Origin of the sequence: Sphaerochaeta pleomorpha str. Grapes, assembly GCF_000236685.1 — a bacterium.
Taxonomy (GTDB): Bacteria; Spirochaetota; Spirochaetia; order Sphaerochaetales; family Sphaerochaetaceae; genus Sphaerochaeta; species Sphaerochaeta pleomorpha.
In genome coordinates, this window is sequence record NC_016633.1 from 883,321 (window position 1) to 905,197 (window position 21,877).

Here is a 21,877-nt window from a genome sequence, read left to right on the forward strand (position 1 = left end):
TCTTTATACCTCGATCCCCAGTTGATCCCAGATTTCGTCGACATGGCGGACTACTGCACTATCCATGACGATATCATCAGGCCAAAGCCGGGTATGTCCATCGAGGGGGGTCTTCTTGGTTGCATCGATCCCCAATCTGGTTCCTTGCAGGGGAAGAGGCGAAGCATGGTCAAGGGCATCAAGGGGACCTTCCGAGAACACGACATCACGCTTCCCATCGATATTGTTGAAGACTTTCCACATTACCGTTGAGAGGTCATGGACATCGACATCAGCGTCTACGACAATGATCATTTTGGTATACATCATTTGTCCTAGCCCCCAGAGGGCGTACATCACTTTCTTGACCTGGCCAGGGAATCGCTTTTTGATCGAAACAATCGCACAGTTGTGGAATACCCCGGAAAGCGGCAATTCAAGGTCTACAATCTCAGGGATTACCAATTGAAGGAGCGGAAGGAACAACCGTTCAGTGGCCTTTGCCATAAAACAATCCTCCATCGGCGGTTTACCAACCACCGTTGCAGGATAGATAGGTTTCTTCTTATGGGTAATACATTGGACATGGAACACAGGATATTCCCCTTGCAGCGAGTAATAGCCTGTATGATCACCAAAGGGACCTTCTGTATGCAGTTTTTCCTGAGGATCAACATATCCTTCGAGCACAAACTCGGCATCTGCAGGCACTTGTAGGAGGATGGTGACACAATCGACCATATCTACCGGTTTTCCCCGTAAAAAACCTGCAAAGAGAATCTCATAGATTCCCTCGGGAAGAGGGGCTGTTGCAGCATAGGTTATGGCAGGGTCGCAACCAAGCGCCACCGCAACTGGCATCATTTCGTTTCGCTCTTTATACTTCTGATAAAAATGGGATCCGTCCTTATGGATATGCCAATGCATCCCGGTGGTGTTTTTATCAAACACTTGCATCCGGTACATACCCAAATTGGAAACACCTGTTTCTGGGTCGCGGGTGAAGACCAGAGGCAAGGTAAAGAAAGGTCCCCCATCCTGGGGCCAGCAGGTCAGCACAGGCAGTTTTGAAAGATCGGGATTGTGATCAATCACTTCCTGGCACGCAGCTTTTCTGACTTTTTTGGGAAAGAAAGATCGGAATATCGATAATTTGGGGATAATCGAGGCAATATCAATACTCTTTGCCTGACTGAATCCCCATTTGATCAAATCATCAATTTCCTTTTGCTTCTCTTCAAGGTTTCCAACCCCCAATGCCATGGCCATACGTTTATACGACCCCATGGCATTCATCAAAACCGGGTACTCTGATCCTTTTACCCGTTCGAATAGCAAAGCAGGTCCCCCTGCCTTACTGACACGGTCAGTAATTTCCGTTATTTCAAGATAGGGGTCGACCTCCTGTGTAATTCTGCACAGTTCCCCTTCTGCTTCCAGTCTCTGTATAAAATCCTGTATGTCTTTGTATGCCATAATCAATAAGTACCACAATTCAAAAAAAATGTCTTGGATAGCAAGTTGGCCACCCAAGACATTTTTACTATCATTTAGAGGTTATTTCTTTACTACACCAGCAGCAAGAGCCTTGTTAACAAGGGTGAAGAAGCTTGAAACATGAATTGAGGCACCACCGATATCATCGGTATGGCCTTCACTGTCCTTGTAGGAAATCTTTGCAGGATCCTGGGTGGACAGTAGATAATTCTCGACAGCAGCTGCCTGGACATGCCATTCAGCGCTTGCCTTGCCAATTGCAACCATGCCATAAGAACCATCGGCAGAATAGGCTTTCTTGTCATCACCATTCTCGTTTACTCCACTCCAGTTAACATTGACAATTCTGCCATTGCTCACAAACAGGGATACAGTCTCTTTCCAGCCGGTTGAGCCAAAAGCGTCCTCACTGGCAAAGTAGGTTCCATCGGCGTAGGAACCGATGGCAACAGGACCGGCTGCGAGGGCTTTCCCGACAAGGTTGGCAAACCCGCCTACATGCACGGACACCCCTGCAATGTCATCGGTATGACCTTCATTGTCAGAATAGGAAAGCTTGGCAAAATCCTGGTTTGCAATGAGATAGGCTTCGGCTTTCTCGGCCTGAACGTACCAGTCAGCCTGGGCTCCACCGAATTTGACCATGTTATAGTTTCCGGCTTTATCGAAAGCCTTCTTATCCTGGTTGGCCATGTTCACACCACTCCAATCGGCACCGGCTATGCGGCCATTGATAACAGTGAGTGAAACATAGTCTTTCCAGCCTGAGGAAGCATATGCTTCATCGATTGCAAAATAAACTCCGTCGGCCAGGGGCCCACGGCCGACAGGACCTGCACTGAGAGCTTTCGCGGCAAGGTTGAAAAATGCACTTACATGCACAGAAACCCCGGCAATGTCGTCGGTATGGCCTTCATTGTCCTTGTAGGTAATCTTGGCAGGGTCCTGGGTGGAAACCAAATAGGCCTCGGCTTTGGCAGCCTGTACAGACCAGTCAGCCTGGGCATTGCCAAACTTGACCATATTGTATTTTCCAGCCTTGTCAAACGTCTTTTTATCGGCACCACCGTTACTATTGACCCCGTTCCAATCTGCGGAGACAATTTTCCCGCCCTGTACGGTAACAGTAGCGGTTTCCTTCCACCCTGAAGAGGCAAAAGCGTCATCCATTGCGAAATATATACCATCGGCATATTTGGCAGGTTCTGCCTGCTTGGCAGGCACAGGGGCTGCAACAACTTGTTTAACTACGGTCTCAGCGGCTTCCGTTTCTGACTTAACAGCTTCCTTCGAACAGCCTGTGACCAGCAAAGCAACGGAAGAAAGCAAGACCAAACAGGTAAGCAAAGAATTCCTTTTCATAATTCTAATCACTCCTAAAATATCGGTAACTTAGCCTCAGTATAAACGCAAGTTTTGTTCCGGTACAATATGCAAGTCGCAAGTTATTCGGGAAACCGGCAACAAACAAATCTCGAATCAGGTGTTCCATATCCCTTCGATTCCCCCACCCTTGCTGTATCAATATTTGGGAAATTCGCTCCAAGAAACATATTCTTCTGAAAAAATAACTTTTTATCGATAACTCAGAACATTCGAATTGTATTATTTCCTAGTTTTATGCTAGACTAATTTTCGGACATTGGTTGCAGGTGTGTTTCAGGCACTTTGTAAGATTTTTATAGAACAACGAATAAATATCTTTTTGCCTCACTTTCAAAGGGATACCAAGGTATAGTCATACCAAAGACTTCCCTCAGGCACGATATAAAGGAAAAGGATTATGGAAAAAAAGCGTATTGTGATACTGGGCGGAGGTTATGCTGGGGTCCATGCAGCAAAAAAACTTCACAAAGCCTTCAAGAAAATGCAGGACAAAGTAGAAATCATCCTCATTGACAGAAACAGACATCATATACTGATGACTGAATTGCATGAAGTTGCAGGAAACCGCGTCGATGAAGAATCTGTCAAGATCTCCTATGAACGGATTTTTGCAGGGAAGATGGTAACGGTTGTCCAGGATGAAATTGAATCCATAGACTTCGAAGGCCAAAAGCTCAAGGGAAAACGCAATGTCTATGCTTATGACCAGCTGATTATTTCCACCGGAGCCGAAGCTACAGACTTCAGAATCCCCGGCGTCAAAGACCATGCCTTTTACCTGTGGAGCCTTGAAGACGCTTTGAGGATCCGCACTCATGTTGAGCAGATGGTCAAGGAAGCATCCTTCGAACCTAACAAGGAAAAGCGAGCCCAGCTGTTGACCTTCGTGGTTGCCGGCGGTGGATTTACCGGTGTTGAACTTGTCGGGGAACTGATTGAATGGTTACCCTTGCTCTGCAAAAAATACGGTGTGGACTATTCTGAGGTAAACCTCATCAACGCAGAGGCCTTGGGAAGTATTTTGAACATGTTGCCCGAGAAACCCAGGGCAAAAGCCGTCAAATATATGCAGAAAAAGGGTGTCAAAATCCTCCTCAATTCTTTGATTGTCAATGTCGATGCCGATGGTTTCACCACCAAAGACGGTACGGTGTTCAAGACCAAGACCTTAATCTGGACCTGTGGTATCAAGGGTTCTGATTTCTGTGCGAACCTCCCTATTACGGAAGGCAAGCGTGGAAGAATGCAGGTTTCCGCTTTCATGCAGTGTCCAGACCATAAAAATGTCTACCTTGCAGGTGACGGACTCTGGTACCTTGAAGACAATAACCCCGTTCCTCAGATTGTCGAGGCTGCCGAACAGACAGCTGCTACCGCTGCCGAAGGCATTATCCATACAATATATGAAGAATTGGGCCTGAAGACAAAACCCGTAAAGCCGTTCAAATCGAATTTCCATGGATTCATGGTTTCCCTTGGTGGCAAATATGCAGTTTCCCATACAGGTGGATTTTCCATGTCCGGGTTCTTCGCCCAGATGATCAAACACTTGGTCAACATGTACTACCAGGCAGGCGTCTGTGGTATAAACGGGGCTTGGACTTACTTCAAGCATGAAATCCTCCAGATTAAAAACAAGCGGTCTCTCATCGGTGGCATGGCTGCCTACAGGGTCCCTTCCTATTGGGTAGTGTTTTTGCGCATGTACCTCGGTGTCATGTGGCTTATCGAAGGAATCGGGAAAATCAAAGACGGTTGGCTTACCGATACTACTGGCGGTAAAGTCTATTGGGATACCGCAGCCACTGTATGGGAAGCAGGTGCCGATGCCGTCGGTGCTGCCTCAGAGCAGGTTGCAGAGGTCGCCACTGCCGCAGTCGACGGGGTCACCCAGACAGTTGCCCAGTTTGCTCCTCCTCTCATCGCCCAGCCTTTGGCCCTGTATACCTGGATCAACACGACGTTTGTTGCCCAATTCCCCTACTTCTTCCAGCTCATGATCGTATTGGCTGAGGTTGGAATCGGATTGTGTTTCATCGGAGGTCTTTTCACCTTCCCTGCAGCAATCGTTTCCCTTGGCTTGTCTATCATGTTCCTTATCGGGGCTATGGCAGGAAAGGAAATCCTCTGGTATATGGCAGTGTCCATTGTTATGCTTGGTGGTGCTGGTCGTGCATTCGGCCTCGATTACTGGGTAATGCCTTATTTGAAAAAGGTTTGGAACAAGACTCCTCTTGCCAAGAAAACCTATCTGTTCATGGATGAACCCGAGTTCACCAAAAAGCAGATGGCAAAACGGATGGCAAAACAGAAGGATCTTATTTAAGCCATATGAATGATTTCTGGAATGATGAAAAAGATATCCAAACAGAATTGGAACTTGTACATGATTTGATTATCAGCACCGTGGATAAAGCCCAGGGCTTTATCCGACCGGTGCTGCATTCACATGTAAAAACACAAGGAAAACTACTTCGGCCTGCTTTGGTTCTCATTACCTCCAACCTAAGCGGAGAGACAGACCGAAACCAAGCTGTTCGTATAGCAAGTGTACTTGAATTCATACACCTAGCTTCACTTGTCCATGACGATATAATCGACTCTGCCCAGAAACGGAGGGGGAACCTTACTGTTTTTGCACAGGTCGGGGCAAAACAAGCAGTGCTTGCAGGGGATTACCTGCTTGCCTGCGCCATGTCGTTGCTCACAGGTAAAGAAGCGGATATGGACAATGTAGTCGTTTCCAATGCTTTGGTAAGATTGTGTGAAAGCGAGTTGAACCAAGATGCCGGCCAAGGCAATTTTTTCATCTCTGAAAGGGAATATTTCAAGCGCATCGCTGGAAAGACAGCCTCGCTATTCGCCTTGAGCTGTTATGCCGGTTCCTCGACTGCAAAACTCCCAAGGGAACTGAGAAAAAGATGCCATCGCATAGGATATTCTTTGGGAATGGCCTTCCAGATCCAAGATGACATTCTTGACTTTACCGGAAGCGAGTCAAAACTCGGGAAAACCATCGGCAATGACCTGAGGTGTGGGATCCCCACCCTTCCTTTGATTCTTGCCCTGAAGACGGAGAACGAAAAAAGCACTCTGGAGCGTCCTCTCCATGATTTGCTTGCAAAAAACAAATCTCTTTCGGCTTCTGCGACCAAAAAGGCCGTTTCCCTGGTACTGAGTCTCGGTGGCGTAGAGCAGGCAAAAGTTGTAGCAGACAGGTATGGAAACAGAGCGCTAAATGACATACAATCGTTACAACACGAGAAGGTAGAAAAACAACTTTCTTCCCTTTTCGAAAAATTATCCATACGATCGAGATAGGAATTACCATAATGCAAGATACAACGGAACCTACTATCGAAGAGGTAGTCTTCCATGAATCATTTGAAACTACGCTACAATTTTTACAGCATAGGGCAGAGAAAGACCATTTGACCCTCACCGATATTGAGGGGGAACTCCACCACCTCACTATCTATGAAGGCCAAGACTGGGGAGGCAGAGGGGAAATAAAAAACTCCGAAATCCAAGGCCAGGTATATGCCTATATTGAATTCATCCAACGAATGAAAAAAAGCATGGAAGCAAAACCCTCTATCTAGAGGGTTTTTTCACCTTCCAGGTTTCTCAACGAAGATATTTCCTCAGTCACTTCAAGGACTCCCAGGTACTCTTTTTCTGCGTTTCTCACTGCAAAGTAACGGATAAGGACAAACTTCCCTCCCCTTTGCAACCAGAAAGATTCAGCGTCTTTTTTCCCTTCCTTGAATTCCTGAATCAGTTTTTCGACTACCTTGAGACTCTTTGGGGGGTGACAGTTTGCAACCTCTCTGCCAATAATGCTGCGTGTGCGGGGAAACACCCGCTCCTTTCCCTCTGAGAAATAGCTAACCTTGTCATCCTTGCCTACAAAGGTAATATCACAAGGAAGGGAATTGAGCACGCATTCCAGTTCTTCTGTGGCAAAGGATCCACTGGGCAAACCTATCTGCCCTCTTTCTGTCACTTCCTCTGGTTCCCCACCAAGGCTTGCATTCCAACGATACCAGGCAACTGCATCCGAGGGGGAAGCCCCTTCGATGCCTCCGTTGAAACAGAAACCAATCTCAGGGCTGTCCTTTGCGACGGTCACCCAAGCCTTTTCGTCAAGCTTTTCCATAAGGAGCGGCATCAGGATGGTATTTTCTTTGGTCACCATGCTCTGTATCTTTGCAATTAGTTCATCGAGTACCGAAAGTTCGTCAATGCCGCCTTGGGAAAATCCAATCATCAGCTTTTTCCAAAGTCCCCTGATTTCATCATCGACCCCCCACATTACCTTAGGAGGGGCTGTCACCCCCGCAGCCTCAAGATAGGGGAACAACAGGTTTTCCTTTCTCAGGTAGTGTACATGCAACTTCGTCAGTTCCTTGACGGCTTCCACGAGTCTTTCCTTGCTGGCACTATCTGGGTGTTCGCTATATGCCATTTTTGCAGGAAAGACTTGTTTCTCCAAAAACTGCAACAGACCTTCATTTTCTTTGATGAACACAAAGGCAGGATGGCCTTTTACGGTAGAAACATCCTTTTTTGTTTGGTTTTTTTCAACGGAACCCTCAAAAACAGAGGCATGTACGTCGCACAGTTTCTGGATCTCCTCGACTTTCAAGCCCTTTTCGATCAGTTGACGTTCAGCTTCTGCGATTTCTTCCGCAGCAACCCCGGAAAAGTGTTCCAAAAACAGTTTTCTGGCTTCCTCGACAGACACTCCTGCATGCAACTGCCTAATGATGTCTTTGAGCACTCTCATTTTTTCAGCGTTCACTGTGTACGCTCCTTTCAAAGGCCTAGGGCTTCGGCAAAAGCCTTGGCCTTTTCAAAATCCGACAACCGAGGATTCCAGTTGCATTTTATTTCCGGTTCGACGACCGAAAACCCCGCTTTTTCAAGTTTTTCCCGTAACACCTTGTTCCCTTCGCCCGACCAGCCATAACAACCAAAAACCCCTGCTTTTTTGTTTTTAAATTGCAACTCTTCCAAGAAACAAATCCAGCCACCGACCGAGGAAAGTACATTGCCTCCCACCGTGGGGGACCCCAGCGCTATAGCCTTGGAACGAAACACCTCAGTCATGATCTCATTTTTATCTGACTTGGAGATATTATATAGTTTGACTGTAAGGGAGGGGTCTGTATGTTGGAGTGCATCGGCGATTGCATGGGCCAAGGCCATCGTCCCATTCCACATAGTGTCATAGATTACGGTAACCTGGTTTTCCTGGTAAGCGTCAGACCATCTCTGGTATTTTTCGACAATCTGCAAAGGATTTTCTCTCCAGATTGCTCCATGGCTCGGGGCAATGATATCGATGGGGAGGTTGAGCGAGAGTATTTCCACCAGCTTCCTTTTGGCAAAGGCGGCAAAGGGCGTAAGGATGTTTGCATAATATTTCATGGCTTCATGATCGAGAAGACAGGTATCGGCCTTGTCATTGAAAAGGCCTTCCACTGCATAATGTTGCCCAAAGGCATCATTGGAGAAGAGTATGTTGTCGCCTGTAAGGTATGTGGCCATGCTATCCGGCCAATGCAACATCTTCATTTCGACGAAAACCAGCTTCTTGTTGTTTCCGATGTCTAAAGAATCTCCGGTTTTAACTACATGGAAGTTCCAATCTTCCCTATGATACTGGCCTGTAAGTGATTTGACTGCATTAGCGGTACAATAGATGGGGGTATTTGGAATTTCCTTGAGCAACGCGGGGAGAGAACCGCTGTGATCGACTTCGCCGTGGTTTGCCACGATGCAATCAATGGAAGAAAGATCAATTTCCTTTTTCAGATTATCGATGAACTCAGTACTATGAGGTTCCCATACAGTATCGATGAGTACAGTCTTTTCCTCTTGGATCAGATAGGCATTCTGGCTGGATCCATTCTTGATCGAGTAATCGGAACCGTGAAAAGACTCAAGCTCCCAGTCTAATTTTCCTACCCAAGTAACATTGTTTTTAACATTCGTCCCCATGCTCTAATCCTCCATGTTCTTTACATAAGAATACTAAGATGAAAGGACTTGAAATCAGGATTGCCATTGATACAAGACCTTCAACCAAGGGGCCTCCCTTGGTTGAATTACTCTGTACCTGCCCGCCCTGTGTTAATAGGGGTTGGTAATAAAGTGTTCCAGTTGATCTATCTGGAAATCCCTTTCCTCGAGGGCTGCCTTGACCACATCGCCGATGGAAATCATGCCTACGACCTTGTCGTCTTCCATGACGGGAAGGTGGCGAAACCTTCCGGCAGTCATGAGCTGAAGGCAATCTTCCAGACTCTGGTGCGGCTTCACATAGGTTACCCCTTTTGTCATGACCTCGGAAATTTTAATGGCCGCCGTATTTAGATGTTCGGTCTTCCTGGAAAAATGTTTGACAATATCGCGTTCAGACAGAATTCCCTTGATTGCTCCCCTTTCATCAAGCACGAGCAGGGCACCGATTTTGTGTTCGGTCAATTGCAAAAGTGCATGAGATAGTGTGTCATCGGGTTTTATACTGAAAACTTTACTTCCCTTCTGGTCAAGAATCGATTGTACATTTGCCATAAAATTCCTCCTATGATTGGAAAACAACCTGTATCCTATAAAAAGGGTAGCTCACAGCGTGCGAATTCGCAAGGAAATAATCGGAATTTACGCCAGATAGGGGGATGAGCTCAATGAATTTGCAAGGACCTAAAAGCCTGGCCCGATCTCTTGAAAAAAATTGGGCCGGCCAAAAGGGCGTATCATGCACGCTTTTATGCAGGAAAACGGTTTTTTGTCTTGTTTGCAATTCTCACGAGGGTGAGCATAACGGGGACTTCGACCAATACCCCAACCACGGTAGCTACCGCTGCGCCAGAATTGACTCCAAATACTGAAATTGCGACTGCCACTGCCAGTTCAAAGAAATTCGAAGCCCCAATCAACGCAGCGGGGGCTGCTACAGCATGGGGAAGTTTCCAAACCTTTGCCCAGTTGTAGGCGATGATAAAAATCAGAAAGGTCTGCAGTATCAGGGGAAGCGCAATAAGGAGGATATGCAAAGGATTATCAATGATAGTCTGTCCCTGGAAGGAAAAGATAATCACCAAGGTAAGCAAAAGCCCAGCGACGGTGATGTTGCTGAATTTAGGGATAAACGTATTTTCAAAATAGGCCAGACCGTGGCGCCGGGTAACATAGCTTCGCGTTAGCCAACCGGCAAGAAGGGGAATAACCACAAACAGCACGACTGACAAAAATAGGGTTGCCCAGGGGATTGCAATCCCGCTGATACCGAGTAACAAACCCACTATCGGGACAAAGGCAACCAGTATAATAAGGTCATTGGTAGCAACCTGGACAAGCGTATAGGCGGCATTCCCCTTGGTAAGGTAACTCCATACGAACACCATGGCAGTACAGGGTGCGGCACCGAGCAGTACAGCACCGGCAAGATATTGCCTGGCAAGCTCGGCACCTATCAAATTCCGAAACACTACAAAGAAGAAGAAATAGGCAATCGCATACATCGTAAACGGTTTAACCAGCCAGTTTACTACCCAGGTGATCACCAATCCTTTGGGATTTTCCCCTACTTTCTTTACACTGGAAAAATCGACTTTGAGCATCATAGGGTAAATCATAAGCCAAATGAGAATTGCAATTGGCATCGAAACATTTTCATATTCGAACCGACCAAGGAAAGAGGGAATCTGGGGGACAAACACCCCGATCATGACACCTGCAGTCATGCATAGCAGAACCCAGACGGAGAGGAACCGTTCAAAGAACCCTATCCCACTTTTTGCAGTACCGGCTTTCGCTTTTTCGTTTTTTTCCATTCTTTTATTCCTTGACGCAAGGATTTTTACAAGAGTTGGCAGTATTTGTGCCGAGTTCTTTACAGATACAGTTTTCTTTGTCTTTCCAAATGAGCTTCAGGAAAGCCTCCAAGTTCTCGAACATCTCGCTATTCAGCGAATAGGTCATCCAAGTCCCCTTGCGTTCTGATTTTACAAGCTTGCAAGACGTCAAAAGGTTCATATGGTAACTGAGGGTCGGCTGGGTTATCGAGAAAGATTCAAGGATATCACAGGCACAAAGGGGACCACAGGAGAGCATATCGACGATCTGCAATCGTGTTTCATCCGAAAGGGCTTTGAACAACGGGATATACGAGGCATAGCCTGGCTGCATGGGCGACTCCTTATATAGAATAGTATCAATATCATTGAATATCATCAATATAACAAGGTACCGAAAAGGACGAATACTTTTATAAAAAAAAGTATATTTTCGTTTGTTCCCAGAGGGAAGTGTTTTACATTCAAACACAGTTTAAATGCATTTCTAATTTTTATTTGATTATATCATCATTTATAATATAGTATTTTATTTTTTAATATTCTTTCTCTTATTATTTAATGTATTTTTTTTTTTTTATATCTTGTTTAGTACTTTTCTATTCACAATTACCTTATTGACAAAACAAGCTAGGAGAGCCTATCATCCTCTTCGAATCGATATACCAATACAACAAAAGCAAGGCAGGCATGCAAATGGCACGAACAAAACTCTTCCGCGCTCCTCTCAAATATGTACAGGGAAAAGACGCCCTTCTTTCCTTCTATGAGGAAACCAAGGACCTAGGAACCTCATATCTCTTCATTTGCAGCAACAGCGGATATAAGAGTTGTCAGGAAAACCTGAAAAAAAGTTTCGAGAATTCTGCGTGCACCCTACGCTTTGAGATTTTCGGTGGGATCAGCTCCAACGGAGAAATCAACAAGATGCGCGAAATCGTACAGGCTGACAATATCGAAGTGGTGGTAGGAATCGGCGGGGGATCTGCAATCGACACTGCCAAGGCAACCGCTTTCTATGAAAAACGCCCTGTTGTCATCATTCCTACTGTCTGTGCAACCGATGCACCCTGTACCGGGCTTTCGGTTATTTACAACGACGACGGGTCGTTCGATACCTATCTTTTCTACCCACGCAACCCCGAGGCAGTCATTGTCGATACCCGCATCATCGCCAATGCACCTGCAAAATTCCTCGTTGCCGGTATGGGCGATGCCTTGGGAACCTATTTCGAAGCACGGGCCTGCGTTCGCACCGATGCCCCGAGCCTTGAAAACGGCGGGATAACCCTTTCTGCGATGGCCTTGTGCGAGCTGTGCTACAAAACCTTGCTCAAATGCGGATCCCAGGCAAAACAAGCCTGTGAAAACCATCTGGTAACCCCGGCTTTTGAAGCTATCGTCGAGGCAAATACCTACCTCAGCGGCGTTGGGGCTGACAATGGCGGACTGGCAGTTGCCCACTCGGTATACAACGGTTTTACCGCTTTGAGCGAATGCGAAAAGACTATGCACGGTTCATTGGTTGCCTTTGGAACCATCACTCAGCTGGTCATTGAGAATGCCCCGAAGGAAGAGATCAAGGAAGTCATGGACTTCTGCCATAGTGTGGGACTTCCCCTCACGTTGGAAGAAGTCGGGGTCACCGATGTTTCACGTGTGCGCATTGCAGCCGAGAAAGCCTGCATTCCAGGCGAAACAATCCATAATATGGTTGGCGATGTTACTCCTGAACAACTCTATGACGCCCTGCTTGCAGCAGACCTGCTTGGGAGACAATACCTCGCCCTGTAGATGTAAGCGTAAGGATATTGAAGGCGGAACCGAAAAATCTTCGGATCCGCTTTTTTTTGTACCTTCAAGCGGGAAAGATGACACGTCTCTTGATTTTCCCCAATGAAACTGGCTATACAGAACCGTAGCAAACCCTTCAAAAGCGAGTTATTTGATAATGAACAGTATCCTCTATATCGTGACAGCCTTGTTGCTTGGCCTTTCCTTTTTCAAAGACAAGCAAAAAACAAAAAAGGCCTTGAAAAAAGCCTGGAAATCCTTTGAAAACATTCTTCCCCAGTTTCTGGTGGTCGTACTTTTTGTCAGCCTGTTGCTCTCTGTCATGAATCCCCAGACAATCTTAAAAATCATCGGTTCAGAGTCAGGGTGGTGGGGAGTAATCCTCTCTGCCATTGTAGGTTCACTCACCCTCATCCCGGGTTTTGTGGCCTTCCCTACCGCTGCAATGTTGTTGCAAGGAGGGGCCGGGTATATGCAGATCGCCGCCTTCGTATCGACGCTCATGATGGTCGGCATCGTAACCCTTCCTGTTGAGATCCGGTATTTCGGGAAGCGTCTGGCAATCTACAGGAACACCCTGGCCTTTGCTTTCTCGTTTCTGGTTGCCTACCTCATAGGCTATGTGGAGGCCTTGGTATGAAAAAAATCTTGAAAAAATACCAGGCTTTTCTTTTGGTTTCCCTGACAATAATCGCGTATTCATTTTTCAACAGGGAACTGGGGGAAAAAGTATTTGACACCACGTTGTTCCAATTGAAGGAAATGCTGTTGGTAATCCCACCGATTTTTATCCTTTTGGGTCTGCTGGATGTGTGGGTGCCCAAGGAAACCATGGTAAAGTACATGGGGGAAAAGTCTGGGGTGAAAGGGATTTTGCTTGCGCTTTTCATAGGGTCTGCAGCGGCAGGTCCGCTCTACGGGGCATTCCCGGTAGCTGCAGTCTTTATGAAAAAAGGAGTGAAATTCTCTAACATCTTGATTTTCCTCGGTGCCTGGTCAACGACAAAAATCCCTATGTTCCTCTTTGAAGCTGCCTCCTTGGGGACCAGGTTTGCAGTAACACGATTGCTAATCGACATTCCCGGTATTATACTGATTGCTTACGTGCTCAATGCCTTGATTCCCAAACAAGAAGTACAAAAAATATATGAAAAAACTGAATAAAGAATTGTTCCCAAACCAAGTTTTCGGAGGATGAACAGGAAAATGCAAAACACAAAAGCCTTGCACAGACTCGTATTGCTTGTACTTATTTTTTGCATTGCCGCAAGCTCGGTCGGCTTGTTCTCAAAAACAGGCGGCACCTCGTATACGGTAACCAACCAATATGGTGATTTCATCAGGATGTACGGCGACGGCCTCTACAGCCATGACTCCTACTTCAAAGCCCCCATTTTTCGAGCCTCCGATGCCACTATGCTGTTTCTGGCAGTTCCCCTGCTTGCCATGGGTCTTCTCTATGACAAGAAACGCCACTGTCTGAAAAGCAGGATCGCCTTGGCTTCCGGACTTTTTTCTTTCACCTATTACAGCGCAGGCCTTTGTTTTGGAGTTAGCTATAATTACCTGCTGCTCCTCTACATAGCCTTATTCTCAGCAAGTCTGTTTTCGCTAGGCCTCTCTTTGGTGAGCATCGATTACCCTGAGCTTCACGCAAGTATAACAGGGCCACTCCCCTACAGGGGTATCTACACGTTCCTCCTGCTTACCTGCATCGCCTTGATCCTGGCCTGGCTTCCCGATATTCTCAGTGCCCTTGCCACCGGTCGCCCCTTAGCCTTGCTTGAAGTCTACACGACGGAAATCACATATGTTCTGGATATGGGAATTATCAGCCCCTTGGCAATACTTTGCCTCATACTAGTGAGAAAAAGACTCCCCCTCGGCTATGTCGTACTCGCTTTGTTACTTACCCTCTGTACGCTCATAGGCATAATGGTGCCGGTCCAGACTCTTTTCCAGATGGCAAAGGGAATCCAGCTCACTCCACCTGAGTTTATCACCAAGGTTGCAAGCTTCATCGCCCTGGCTCTTTTTTCCCTGTACCTTGCGATTCGCCTTTTCAAGTCTATACGATGAAGCCGATTCAATCGGTAAGTACCGAGAGCTCCTGCAGTCCATCGAGGTCGACAAGCCTAACCGTCCTTGGCCCAAGGTTCTCGATAAGCCCCGCTTCTTCCAGCTGGACCATCTTCCTGCTCAGCGTTTCCCGGGCAAGGCCCAAATAATTGGCCAGGCCTTCCCTGCTGAGCGGAAGGGTAATGACAACCCCTTCAGAATCATCTTTTCCATAGGTATCCTTGAACTCAAGAAGCATCGAGGCTATTCTCAACTCGGCATTTCGCCCACCCATGCTCTGCATCACGGTTTCGAGCCGACTCATCCTGTTTGCCATTGCCCCAATGATCTGCATCGCGATGGTGCTTTGCTCTGCCAATAATTTCTTGAACCGTTCCTTGGAAAGAATGCATACCTTGCAATCCTCCAGGGCCTCCACCGAATAGGGGACTTTCTCCTCGGTAAACAAAAATCTTGCCCCAAAATAGTCGTTTTTCGGGAAGATATACAGGATTTGCTCCCTTCCATCAGCAGATGTCCTGAAGGCCTTGGCACTCCCCTCCCTGATAACGGTGAACCCAAGCGGTTCGTCACCCTCGTTTGCAAGGTGCTCGCCCTTCTGATACGTCCTATGGGTCATTTCCTCTGTCAAAGTCTGTATGGCGTCGTGACTGAGTGACACAAAAAGGGGCACTTTGCCGAGGCACATTTCATTTTTGCAAATCTTGCACTGGATTGTCGTATCAGTATCCATATAAAGACTCCCAGACAGTATTCAATGTGATTTGAATCACAGAGTTAAAAAACTATTTGCACTAGAGTCAAGCCATCAGGTGAATGGTGACATTCCCTGTACACAATATAACAGAGGTAAACCATGAGTGCTACCAAAGAAAACGGACTTACAAAAGAAATTACCATCGATACACGCAATTTCATCGTGAATACCTATACCCCCTATGACGGGGACCAGTCCTTTCTCACCGAACCTACAGAAAGGACGAAAAACCTGTGGAAAAAGCTTTCACGCTATCTCGACATCGAACGGGAACGGGGAGGAATGTACGGCATCGATGAACATACCATTTCAACCATCACCAGCCATAAGAACGGCTATATTGACCAGGAAAACGAGGTAATCGTCGGCTTACAGACCGATGAGCCACTGAAGCGCGCAATCATGCCTTTCGGTGGAATTCGGCTGGTACAGACAGAGCTTGAAGCCTACGGCAAAGAGTTCCCCAAAGACGTACAGCAGGTATTCGATTACCGCAAGACCCACAATGACGGGGTTTTCGATGCCTATACCGACGCCATGAAGCAGGTCCGCCATACCGGAATCATTACAGGTCTTCCCGATGCCTATGGCAGGGGCAGGATCATCGGGGACTACCGCAGGGTAGCTCTCTATGGGACCGAGGCTTTGCTCGAGGCGAAAAAACAAGCAAAGACCAACTGCGTTAGCGATAGTATGGACAGCGATACCATCCGCGACAGGGAAGAACTGAGCGAACAGATTCGCTCAATCAAAGAACTTACTGCGATGGCAGCCTCCTACGGCTTTGACATTTCAAAACCTGCCCTCGATACGAAACAGGCAATCCAGTGGCTGTATTTTGGGTACCTTGCCGCGATAAAGGAACAGAACGGGGCGGCAATGAGCCTTGGCAGAGTCTCCACTTTCCTGGATATCTATGCAGAGAAAGACCTTGCAGCTGGCACCTATAGCGAATCAGAAATCCAGGAAATGGTAGACCACTTTATCATGAAGCTGAGAATAGTACGGTTTTTGAGAACCCCTGCCTATGACGAGCTGTTCAGTGGCGACCCAACCTGGGTAACCGAGTCCCTCGGGGGAATGTGCCTCGATGGCAGGCATATGGTAACGAAAATGAGCTACCGGTTCCTCCATAGCCTCACCAATCTGGGACCCGCTCCTGAACCAAACCTTACGGTCCTCTGGAGCGAAAGGCTTCCCTCTACGTTCAAAAACTACTGTGCAAAGCTTTCCATTGAAACCTCCTCGATCCAATACGAGAACGATGATCTGATGAGTGCCACCTATGGCGATGACTATGGCATTGCCTGTTGTGTTTCTGCCATGCGCATTGGAAAGCAGATGCAGTTCTTCGGGGCGCGGGTCAACCTGGCAAAAGCCCTGCTGTATGCGATCAACGGCGGCAAGGATGAAAAGAGCGGGGAGCAGGTAGGGCCTGAGCTTGCCTCGATGTCTGGTGAATACCTCGACTTCGACGAAGTAATGAGAAAATTCGAAGTGACTACCGAATGGCTGGCAAAACTCTATATCGACACGCTCAATGTCATCCACTATATGCACGACAAATATAGTTATGAACGCATCGAGATGGCGTTGCATGACGAAAACATTGTCAGGACCATGGCCGGGGGTATCGCAGGGTTGAGCGTGGTAGCAGACAGCCTGTCAGCTATCAAGTATGCAAAAGTGAAGCCAGTCTATGATGAGCGGAACATTGCCGTCGATTTCATCATCGAAGGTGATTTCCCAAAATACGGGAATGACAACCCGCTCGTTGATGAAATCGCAGTCAAACTGGTCAAGGATTTCATCACGAAGATGCGCAAACACCATACGTACCGCAAAAGCATCCCTACCCTCTCGGTCCTTACCATTACCTCAAATGTAGTGTACGGCAAGAAGACGGGATCTACCCCGGACGGAAGGCATAAGGGAGAGCCTTTTGCCCCAGGGGCCAACCCGATGCATGGTCGCGATGCGAATGGCTGTGTGGCAAGTATGAAAAGTGTGGCAAAGATTCCCTATGACTATGCCCAGGACGGTATCTCCTACACGTTCAGTGTAATCCCGGGGACACTGGGCAAAACAGAAGAACAACAGATAGAGAATCTTTCCGCTCTGCTTGATGGGTACTTCCATGAGCAAGGACACCACATAAACGTGAATGTCTTCGATAAGAGCACCTTGCTCGATGCCATGGAACGCCCTGAGCTCTATCCCCAGTTGACTATCAGAGTCAGCGGCTATGCAGTCAATTTCATCAAGCTCACCCGTGAACAACAACTTGATGTCATCAACAGAACCTTTCACGACCACCTATAAGGAGGAACACCATGGGCATACAGGGAACCATCCATTCCATTGAGACTTTCGGAACGCTGGACGGACCGGGCATCAGGTATGTCCTGTTCCTCCAGGGTTGTTCGCTCAGGTGCCGGTTCTGCCACAACCCAGATACCTGGGCAATGGGAGGCAAACCGACCTCCGATTCAGATGAGGTAGTTAAGGGAATTCTTTCCTACCGCTCCTTCATCAAAAAAGGAGGGGTTACCCTCAGTGGCGGAGAACCCCTGAGACAACCGGAATTCGCCTTGGATATCATCAACAAATGCAAAAAAGCTGGGTTGCACACTGCCCTCGATACGGCAGGATCTGTCCCCCTTGAACGTTCGAGAGCAGTCCTGGATGCAGTCGACCTGGTCCTGCTCGATATCAAGAGCCTGGACGACCGACAGTGTTTCAGCCTCACCGGCCAAGGAAATGCTAACACCCTTGCCACCTTGGAGTATTGCCAGGCCATCGGCAAACCAGTCTGGTTGCGCCATGTGCTCGTTCCCCAATGGACCCTGGACAGGCAAAGGCTTGAAAAACTTGCCCTGTTTCTCAAAGGCTATAGTTGCATCGAGAAAGTTGAATTGCTTCCCTATCATGCCATGGGGCAATACAAATGGGAGCAACTGAACCTCGATTACAGCCTTAAAGATGTCCCTGAGCCAACTGAAAAGGAACTTGGTATGGCAAAGAAACTATTCGAGGAGCAGGGATTGGAAGTTTTGATGACTAGTTTTGCAACAAAGGAAAAAACAGCCAAGGTCGGTTGAATACCGCTATCGAATAGGAACAAGGCCACAGGGAATGTATCTCTGTGGCCTTGGTATCTTTTCTTATACAATTTGAATAGAAAGCCTTAATCCCTTTCCTTCTGGGGTACATAGTACAGAAGGGAGACATCATAGCCAGCTTCAGTGGCAAGATGTTTCATTGTATCAAGCAACTGGTCTGAGATTTCAGGTTTTCTGCTTAAAAACCAGAGATATCGTCGCGAATCATCCCCGACCAAAGCCCACTGATAGGCTTCCCCATCCAAGGCAAACACCAGGTAGTCTGCGCTGAAAAGGCCGAAGAATTTTACCTTCAACCTTCCGGGAGCCATATCATCAGGCCTTTGGGCAACGGCTTTGACCTGGGTATACTTCCCATCGAGGGTTTTTTTGAAAGCGCTGTTCACTACACTTACCTTCCCATCGATTCGGAGGGTGTAATCGGCAACGGCGCCTACCAGGTTTTTCTCAAAGCCATGGTCATACCGTGCTATCTCATACCACCTTCCCATATATTGGGGGATCGAAAGGCTGGGGACTGTCTTCAAGGGTTCATAACCTCCATTGGCTGTAGTGCAGGAAACAGTCGACACCAACAAGACTGTGGCAAGGATCATCAAGGTTTTCCTTCTTTCCATCGAGAAATCTCCTTCTGCCTTTTCAGTGTACGGCAAATCAGAGGGAAAGCAACCGTTCAATATCTTGTTTGAGTTGTTCCGGCTCTACGTTGGGAGCAAACCGTTTTACGGTTACCCCGTCGCTGGCAACCAGGAATTTTGTAAAATTCCATTTTATAGTAGAGCCCATAACCCCGGGAGCTTGCTTTTTAAGCCATCTGTACAGGGGAACGGTTTCTTTCCCGTTCACTGCAATCTTAGCCATAAGGGGAAACGTTACCCCGTGGTTCAACTGGCAGAATTGGGCAATCTCAGTGTCACTGAGTGGTTCCTGGTGGGCAAACTGGTCACAGGGAAAACCGATTACAACCAATCCTTTCTCGGCATACTGCTTGTAGAGAGCCTCCAACCCAGTATATTGGGGAGTAAACCCACATTTGCTTGCCGTATTTACAATCAAGACGGTTTTTCCTTTCAATGCAGAAAACAAGAACGGCTTGCCATCATTTGCGATAACTGAAAAATCATATAAAGATTCAGGAGCATGTGTATCCATTGGGTACCTTCCTTTATGTTGTGTAAAATATAATTGTTAACAATGTATATTGTCAAGAGACTCACACCCCAAGCATAAAAAGACAACCCATCACAGGGAAATGCTTTGAATTTGCAACTTTTCAGGATAGACTGTCAGAAAAAGGAAGGGCCCAGATGGCTATCGGGTACGCCTGCCAAACTTTGGCAGTCCCAAAGACAGACTTGAAACACTGCCTGCTGAAAAATGCAGACGAATCAACGTTGCTACAAGTGGGTGCGTATAACCTTGAACATCTTAAAAATGCCATTACCTATGCTATTTCCCAAGGAATCCAAATTTTCAGGATCAGTTCCGATATTATTCCTTTCGCGTCGAAAAGCGAAATCAAATTCCCTTGGGAAAGCAGGTTTTCTGAAAAACTGAACCTAATCGGGAAGCTGATAAACAGCGGTGGACTCCGTGTCTCCATGCATCCAGGACAATATACTGTGCTGAATTCACCCCACCCCGCTGTAGTGGAGAACAGCATTGCGGACCTGGCCTACCATACGAAATTCCTCGATAGCCTCTCGCTTGGTAGCAACCATAAGGTAATTCTCCATATCGGGGGAATCTATGGGGATAAAAGCGAAGCTACAAAGCGTTTTTGCCAGCAATACAGACAGCTCGACCAGACTATCAAGAACCGGCTTGTCTTGGAAAACGATGACAAAAACTACACGATTGCACAAGTATTGGACATTGCCAAGGAAACCGGGGCTCCGGTGGTGTTTGACAACCTGCACCATGAGCTCAACCCCTCCCCCTTACTACGAACTGATGCCCAATGGATAGCTGAATGCAAAAAAACCTGGAAATCGCAGGATGGCAGGCAGAAAATCCATTATTCGCAACAGGATAGCGAAAAGAAAAAAGGGTCCCATTCTGCTACTATTTCCCTGGATCCCTTTCTTGACTATGTTTCGAAACTGGAAATCCAAGACCTCGATATCATGCTTGAGGTCAAAGACAAAAACATCTCTGCACTCAAATGTATGTATTGCCTTTACCCGCCCCAGGACAAATCCATACTCTGGAGAGAATGGGAACGGTATCGCTACCTGGTTTCTGAGCGAAACCTCTTTTCCATCTTTGAGATACAGGACCTTCTTGGTGTCCAGGATAACACGACCTCCGTTACGTTTTACCGGATGCTGGAAAATATCCTTAGGCAGGAACCCGAACGGGAACAGAGCATCACAACGGCAAAGGAACTGTTCAACCTTTTTGCAGACCAGACAACAGCGCAGGAAAAAACCCGTTTCCAGCGGGCGTTACACCGGTACAGGGAAGCTGAGATTTCACTTCCTTCACTCAAAAAGCAGATTAAGAACCTCTGCGAAAAATATTCTGTAGAGGAAGTAACCACTTCCTACTATTTTCAATGAAAAGGAGATCGATCGTATGGCAAACAATCAAAAAGCAAGAGGTATGATCTTGGCTGTCCTCGTCTCATACATCATCATGATCACAGTGAACGCACTGGCAAACATTTTGCCTTTCAATGGAATCACTACCGGGGACATCTCCAATGCCTTTGGCAATTTATTTGCACCAGCTGGCATAACCTTTTCTATCTGGGGGGTAATCTATACATTACTTGCACTCTATGTCCTCTATCAGATGGGAGTTTTCCGTAAGGATACTTCCAAATTCATGAATGAATTGCTTGATAAAGTTGCCCCGCTTTTTGTTTTTTCTTCCCTTGCGAATGCAACCTGGATGTTTGCATGGCATTATAAGGCTTTCCCCCTTTCCCTGATTTTGATGGTCATTATCTTGATCTGTCTTTATTTCATCCTGCAGATTCTGAAGGTACAAGACCTGAGAAAAGCAAGCTATTTTTTCTTGAGGCTACCGTTTAGCATATATTTTGGGTGGATTACCGTTGCAACGATTGCCAACGCAACCACGTTGCTAGTCAGCCTAGGCTGGAAAGGCTTTGGCCTTTCAGAGGTCATCTGGACAATCCTTATCCTCATCGTGGGCACGGCAATCGGCATTGCAACCGCTTTGGTACACAAGGACATTCCCTATAACCTGGTCATCGTGTGGGCTTATCTTGGAATCTTGATCAAACACAGAAGCGAAACGGGATTTGCAAAGGACTACCCTTCAATCATCATTACGGTATATATCTGCCTGGGACTGCTTCTGGCGTCTGTTCTCTTCCTGGCCTTGAAGAAGAACAGGCAAAAAAGAACCACTGCGTAAAACATTTGCAA

21 protein-coding genes are annotated in these 21,877 nt (G+C 47.0%); 11 read left to right on the forward strand and 10 right to left on the reverse strand.

Annotation, left to right across the window (positions count from 1 at the left end; genetic code table 11):
• Positions 1 to 3: 3 nt before the first annotated feature.
• Positions 4 to 1,455, reverse strand: a complete 1,452-nt coding sequence (locus SPIGRAPES_RS04055; RefSeq protein ID WP_014269496.1) for a menaquinone biosynthesis decarboxylase — start codon at positions 1,453 to 1,455, stop codon at positions 4 to 6.
• Positions 1,456 to 1,536: 81 nt separating this feature from the next.
• Entirely contained in the window at positions 1,537 to 2,838 is a 1,302-nt protein-coding gene (locus SPIGRAPES_RS04060; RefSeq protein ID WP_014269497.1) for a major membrane immunogen, membrane-anchored lipoprotein, read from the reverse strand.
• A 421-nt stretch (positions 2,839 to 3,259) separates the two neighbouring features.
• Between SPIGRAPES_RS04060 and SPIGRAPES_RS04065 the strand changes: the two genes are divergently transcribed.
• From SPIGRAPES_RS04065 to SPIGRAPES_RS04075, 3 genes are read left to right on the forward strand one after another with little or no spacing between them, the layout of a single operon-like run.
• Positions 3,260 to 5,188, forward strand: a complete 1,929-nt coding sequence (locus tag SPIGRAPES_RS04065) for an FAD-dependent oxidoreductase (RefSeq protein WP_014269498.1) — start codon at positions 3,260 to 3,262, stop codon at positions 5,186 to 5,188.
• 5 nt (positions 5,189 to 5,193) lie between these two features.
• Positions 5,194 to 6,183 (forward strand): polyprenyl synthetase family protein, encoded by a 990-nt coding sequence (locus tag SPIGRAPES_RS04070; protein WP_014269499.1) that lies wholly within the window; start codon positions 5,194 to 5,196, stop codon positions 6,181 to 6,183.
• A gap of 11 nt (positions 6,184 to 6,194) precedes the next feature.
• Positions 6,195 to 6,464: a hypothetical protein gene (locus SPIGRAPES_RS04075; RefSeq protein WP_014269500.1), complete on the forward strand. Its 270-nt coding sequence runs from the start codon at positions 6,195 to 6,197 to the stop codon at positions 6,462 to 6,464.
• Here the strand turns inward: SPIGRAPES_RS04075 and SPIGRAPES_RS04080 are convergent.
• From SPIGRAPES_RS04080 to SPIGRAPES_RS04100, 5 genes are all read right to left on the reverse strand, one after another.
• Complete coding sequence (locus SPIGRAPES_RS04080) at positions 6,461 to 7,666, reverse strand: DUF438 domain-containing protein (protein ID WP_014269501.1); 1,206 nt, start codon at positions 7,664 to 7,666, stop codon at positions 6,461 to 6,463. The two genes, SPIGRAPES_RS04075 and SPIGRAPES_RS04080, sit on opposite strands and share 4 nt — an antisense overlap.
• 14 nt (positions 7,667 to 7,680) lie before the next feature.
• Complete coding sequence (locus SPIGRAPES_RS04085) at positions 7,681 to 8,868, reverse strand: oxygen-binding di-iron domain-containing protein (RefSeq protein ID WP_014269502.1); 1,188 nt, start codon at positions 8,866 to 8,868, stop codon at positions 7,681 to 7,683.
• Between the two features lie 132 nt (positions 8,869 to 9,000).
• Positions 9,001 to 9,444, reverse strand: coding sequence for a CBS domain-containing protein (locus tag SPIGRAPES_RS04090; RefSeq protein WP_014269503.1), 444 nt, complete (start codon positions 9,442 to 9,444; stop codon positions 9,001 to 9,003).
• 194 nt (positions 9,445 to 9,638) lie between these two features.
• Entirely contained in the window at positions 9,639 to 10,706 is a 1,068-nt protein-coding gene (gene arsB, locus SPIGRAPES_RS04095) for an ACR3 family arsenite efflux transporter (RefSeq protein WP_014269504.1), read from the reverse strand.
• A 4-nt stretch (positions 10,707 to 10,710) separates the two neighbouring features.
• Positions 10,711 to 11,061: an ArsR/SmtB family transcription factor gene (locus tag SPIGRAPES_RS04100; RefSeq protein ID WP_014269505.1), complete on the reverse strand. Its 351-nt coding sequence runs from the start codon at positions 11,059 to 11,061 to the stop codon at positions 10,711 to 10,713.
• Between the two features lie 362 nt (positions 11,062 to 11,423).
• On the opposite strand from SPIGRAPES_RS04100, the gene SPIGRAPES_RS04105 reads away from it, so the two are divergent.
• From SPIGRAPES_RS04105 to SPIGRAPES_RS04120, 4 genes are all read left to right on the forward strand, one after another.
• Positions 11,424 to 12,521 (forward strand): glycerol dehydrogenase, encoded by a 1,098-nt coding sequence (locus SPIGRAPES_RS04105; RefSeq protein ID WP_014269506.1) that lies wholly within the window; start codon positions 11,424 to 11,426, stop codon positions 12,519 to 12,521.
• Between the two features lie 157 nt (positions 12,522 to 12,678).
• On the forward strand, positions 12,679 to 13,161 hold the full coding sequence (locus SPIGRAPES_RS04110) for a permease (protein ID WP_014269507.1): 483 nt from the start codon (positions 12,679 to 12,681) through the stop codon (positions 13,159 to 13,161).
• Positions 13,158 to 13,685, forward strand: a complete 528-nt coding sequence (locus tag SPIGRAPES_RS04115) for a permease (RefSeq protein ID WP_014269508.1) — start codon at positions 13,158 to 13,160, stop codon at positions 13,683 to 13,685. Before SPIGRAPES_RS04110 ends, SPIGRAPES_RS04115 begins: the two co-directional genes overlap by 4 nt.
• Positions 13,686 to 13,727: 42 nt before the next feature.
• Entirely contained in the window at positions 13,728 to 14,600 is an 873-nt protein-coding gene (locus SPIGRAPES_RS04120) for a hypothetical protein (RefSeq protein ID WP_014269509.1), read from the forward strand.
• Between the two features lie 7 nt (positions 14,601 to 14,607).
• Here SPIGRAPES_RS04120 and SPIGRAPES_RS04125 read toward each other — a convergent pair whose 3' ends face one another.
• Complete coding sequence (locus SPIGRAPES_RS04125) at positions 14,608 to 15,333, reverse strand: Crp/Fnr family transcriptional regulator (RefSeq protein WP_014269510.1); 726 nt, start codon at positions 15,331 to 15,333, stop codon at positions 14,608 to 14,610.
• Between the two features lie 123 nt (positions 15,334 to 15,456).
• Between SPIGRAPES_RS04125 and pflB the strand changes: the two genes are divergently transcribed.
• Together pflB and pflA are read left to right on the forward strand one after the other, a co-directional pair.
• On the forward strand, positions 15,457 to 17,679 hold the full coding sequence (gene pflB / locus SPIGRAPES_RS04130) for a formate C-acetyltransferase (protein WP_014269511.1): 2,223 nt from the start codon (positions 15,457 to 15,459) through the stop codon (positions 17,677 to 17,679).
• A gap of 11 nt (positions 17,680 to 17,690) precedes the next feature.
• On the forward strand, positions 17,691 to 18,458 hold the full coding sequence (gene pflA, locus SPIGRAPES_RS04135) for a pyruvate formate-lyase-activating protein (RefSeq protein WP_014269512.1): 768 nt from the start codon (positions 17,691 to 17,693) through the stop codon (positions 18,456 to 18,458).
• Between the two features lie 86 nt (positions 18,459 to 18,544).
• Here the strand turns inward: pflA and SPIGRAPES_RS04140 are convergent, their stop codons facing one another.
• Together SPIGRAPES_RS04140 and SPIGRAPES_RS04145 are read right to left on the reverse strand one after the other, a co-directional pair.
• Positions 18,545 to 19,096 (reverse strand): lipocalin family protein, encoded by a 552-nt coding sequence (locus SPIGRAPES_RS04140; RefSeq protein WP_014269513.1) that lies wholly within the window; start codon positions 19,094 to 19,096, stop codon positions 18,545 to 18,547.
• A gap of 37 nt (positions 19,097 to 19,133) precedes the next feature.
• Positions 19,134 to 19,631: a glutathione peroxidase gene (locus SPIGRAPES_RS04145; RefSeq protein ID WP_014269514.1), complete on the reverse strand. Its 498-nt coding sequence runs from the start codon at positions 19,629 to 19,631 to the stop codon at positions 19,134 to 19,136.
• Positions 19,632 to 19,786: 155 nt separating this feature from the next.
• Between SPIGRAPES_RS04145 and uvsE the strand changes: the two genes are divergently transcribed.
• Entirely contained in the window at positions 19,787 to 21,040 is a 1,254-nt protein-coding gene (gene uvsE / locus SPIGRAPES_RS04150; protein ID WP_014269515.1) for a UV DNA damage repair endonuclease UvsE, read from the forward strand.
• A gap of 16 nt (positions 21,041 to 21,056) precedes the next feature.
• Positions 21,057 to 21,866 (forward strand): tryptophan-rich sensory protein, encoded by an 810-nt coding sequence (locus tag SPIGRAPES_RS04155; RefSeq protein ID WP_014269516.1) that lies wholly within the window; start codon positions 21,057 to 21,059, stop codon positions 21,864 to 21,866.
• Positions 21,867 to 21,877 lie beyond the last annotated feature (11 nt).

Coding starts and splice junctions, on each gene's coding strand:
- pflA (WP_014269512.1), top strand. CDS start 17,691: ATGGGCATACAGGGAACCATCCATTCCATTGAGACTTTCGGAACGCTG.
- pflB (WP_014269511.1), top strand. CDS start 15,457: ATGAGTGCTACCAAAGAAAACGGACTTACAAAAGAAATTACCATCGAT.
- SPIGRAPES_RS04085 (WP_014269502.1), bottom strand. CDS start 8,868: ATGGGGACGAATGTTAAAAACAATGTTACTTGGGTAGGAAAATTAGAC.
- SPIGRAPES_RS04060 (WP_014269497.1), bottom strand. CDS start 2,838: ATGAAAAGGAATTCTTTGCTTACCTGTTTGGTCTTGCTTTCTTCCGTT.
- SPIGRAPES_RS04110 (WP_014269507.1), top strand. CDS start 12,679: ATGAACAGTATCCTCTATATCGTGACAGCCTTGTTGCTTGGCCTTTCC.
- SPIGRAPES_RS04125 (WP_014269510.1), bottom strand. CDS start 15,333: ATGGATACTGATACGACAATCCAGTGCAAGATTTGCAAAAATGAAATG.
- SPIGRAPES_RS04100 (WP_014269505.1), bottom strand. CDS start 11,061: ATGCAGCCAGGCTATGCCTCGTATATCCCGTTGTTCAAAGCCCTTTCG.
- SPIGRAPES_RS04145 (WP_014269514.1), bottom strand. CDS start 19,631: ATGGATACACATGCTCCTGAATCTTTATATGATTTTTCAGTTATCGCA.
- SPIGRAPES_RS04065 (WP_014269498.1), top strand. CDS start 3,260: ATGGAAAAAAAGCGTATTGTGATACTGGGCGGAGGTTATGCTGGGGTC.
- SPIGRAPES_RS04070 (WP_014269499.1), top strand. CDS start 5,194: ATGAATGATTTCTGGAATGATGAAAAAGATATCCAAACAGAATTGGAA.
- SPIGRAPES_RS04115 (WP_014269508.1), top strand. CDS start 13,158: ATGAAAAAAATCTTGAAAAAATACCAGGCTTTTCTTTTGGTTTCCCTG.
- SPIGRAPES_RS04155 (WP_014269516.1), top strand. CDS start 21,057: ATGGCAAACAATCAAAAAGCAAGAGGTATGATCTTGGCTGTCCTCGTC.
- SPIGRAPES_RS04140 (WP_014269513.1), bottom strand. CDS start 19,096: ATGGAAAGAAGGAAAACCTTGATGATCCTTGCCACAGTCTTGTTGGTG.
- SPIGRAPES_RS04105 (WP_014269506.1), top strand. CDS start 11,424: ATGGCACGAACAAAACTCTTCCGCGCTCCTCTCAAATATGTACAGGGA.
- uvsE (WP_014269515.1), top strand. CDS start 19,787: ATGGCTATCGGGTACGCCTGCCAAACTTTGGCAGTCCCAAAGACAGAC.
- SPIGRAPES_RS04090 (WP_014269503.1), bottom strand. CDS start 9,444: ATGGCAAATGTACAATCGATTCTTGACCAGAAGGGAAGTAAAGTTTTC.
- SPIGRAPES_RS04055 (WP_014269496.1), bottom strand. CDS start 1,455: ATGGCATACAAAGACATACAGGATTTTATACAGAGACTGGAAGCAGAA.
- SPIGRAPES_RS04075 (WP_014269500.1), top strand. CDS start 6,195: ATGCAAGATACAACGGAACCTACTATCGAAGAGGTAGTCTTCCATGAA.
- arsB (WP_014269504.1), bottom strand. CDS start 10,706: ATGGAAAAAAACGAAAAAGCGAAAGCCGGTACTGCAAAAAGTGGGATA.
- SPIGRAPES_RS04120 (WP_014269509.1), top strand. CDS start 13,728: ATGCAAAACACAAAAGCCTTGCACAGACTCGTATTGCTTGTACTTATT.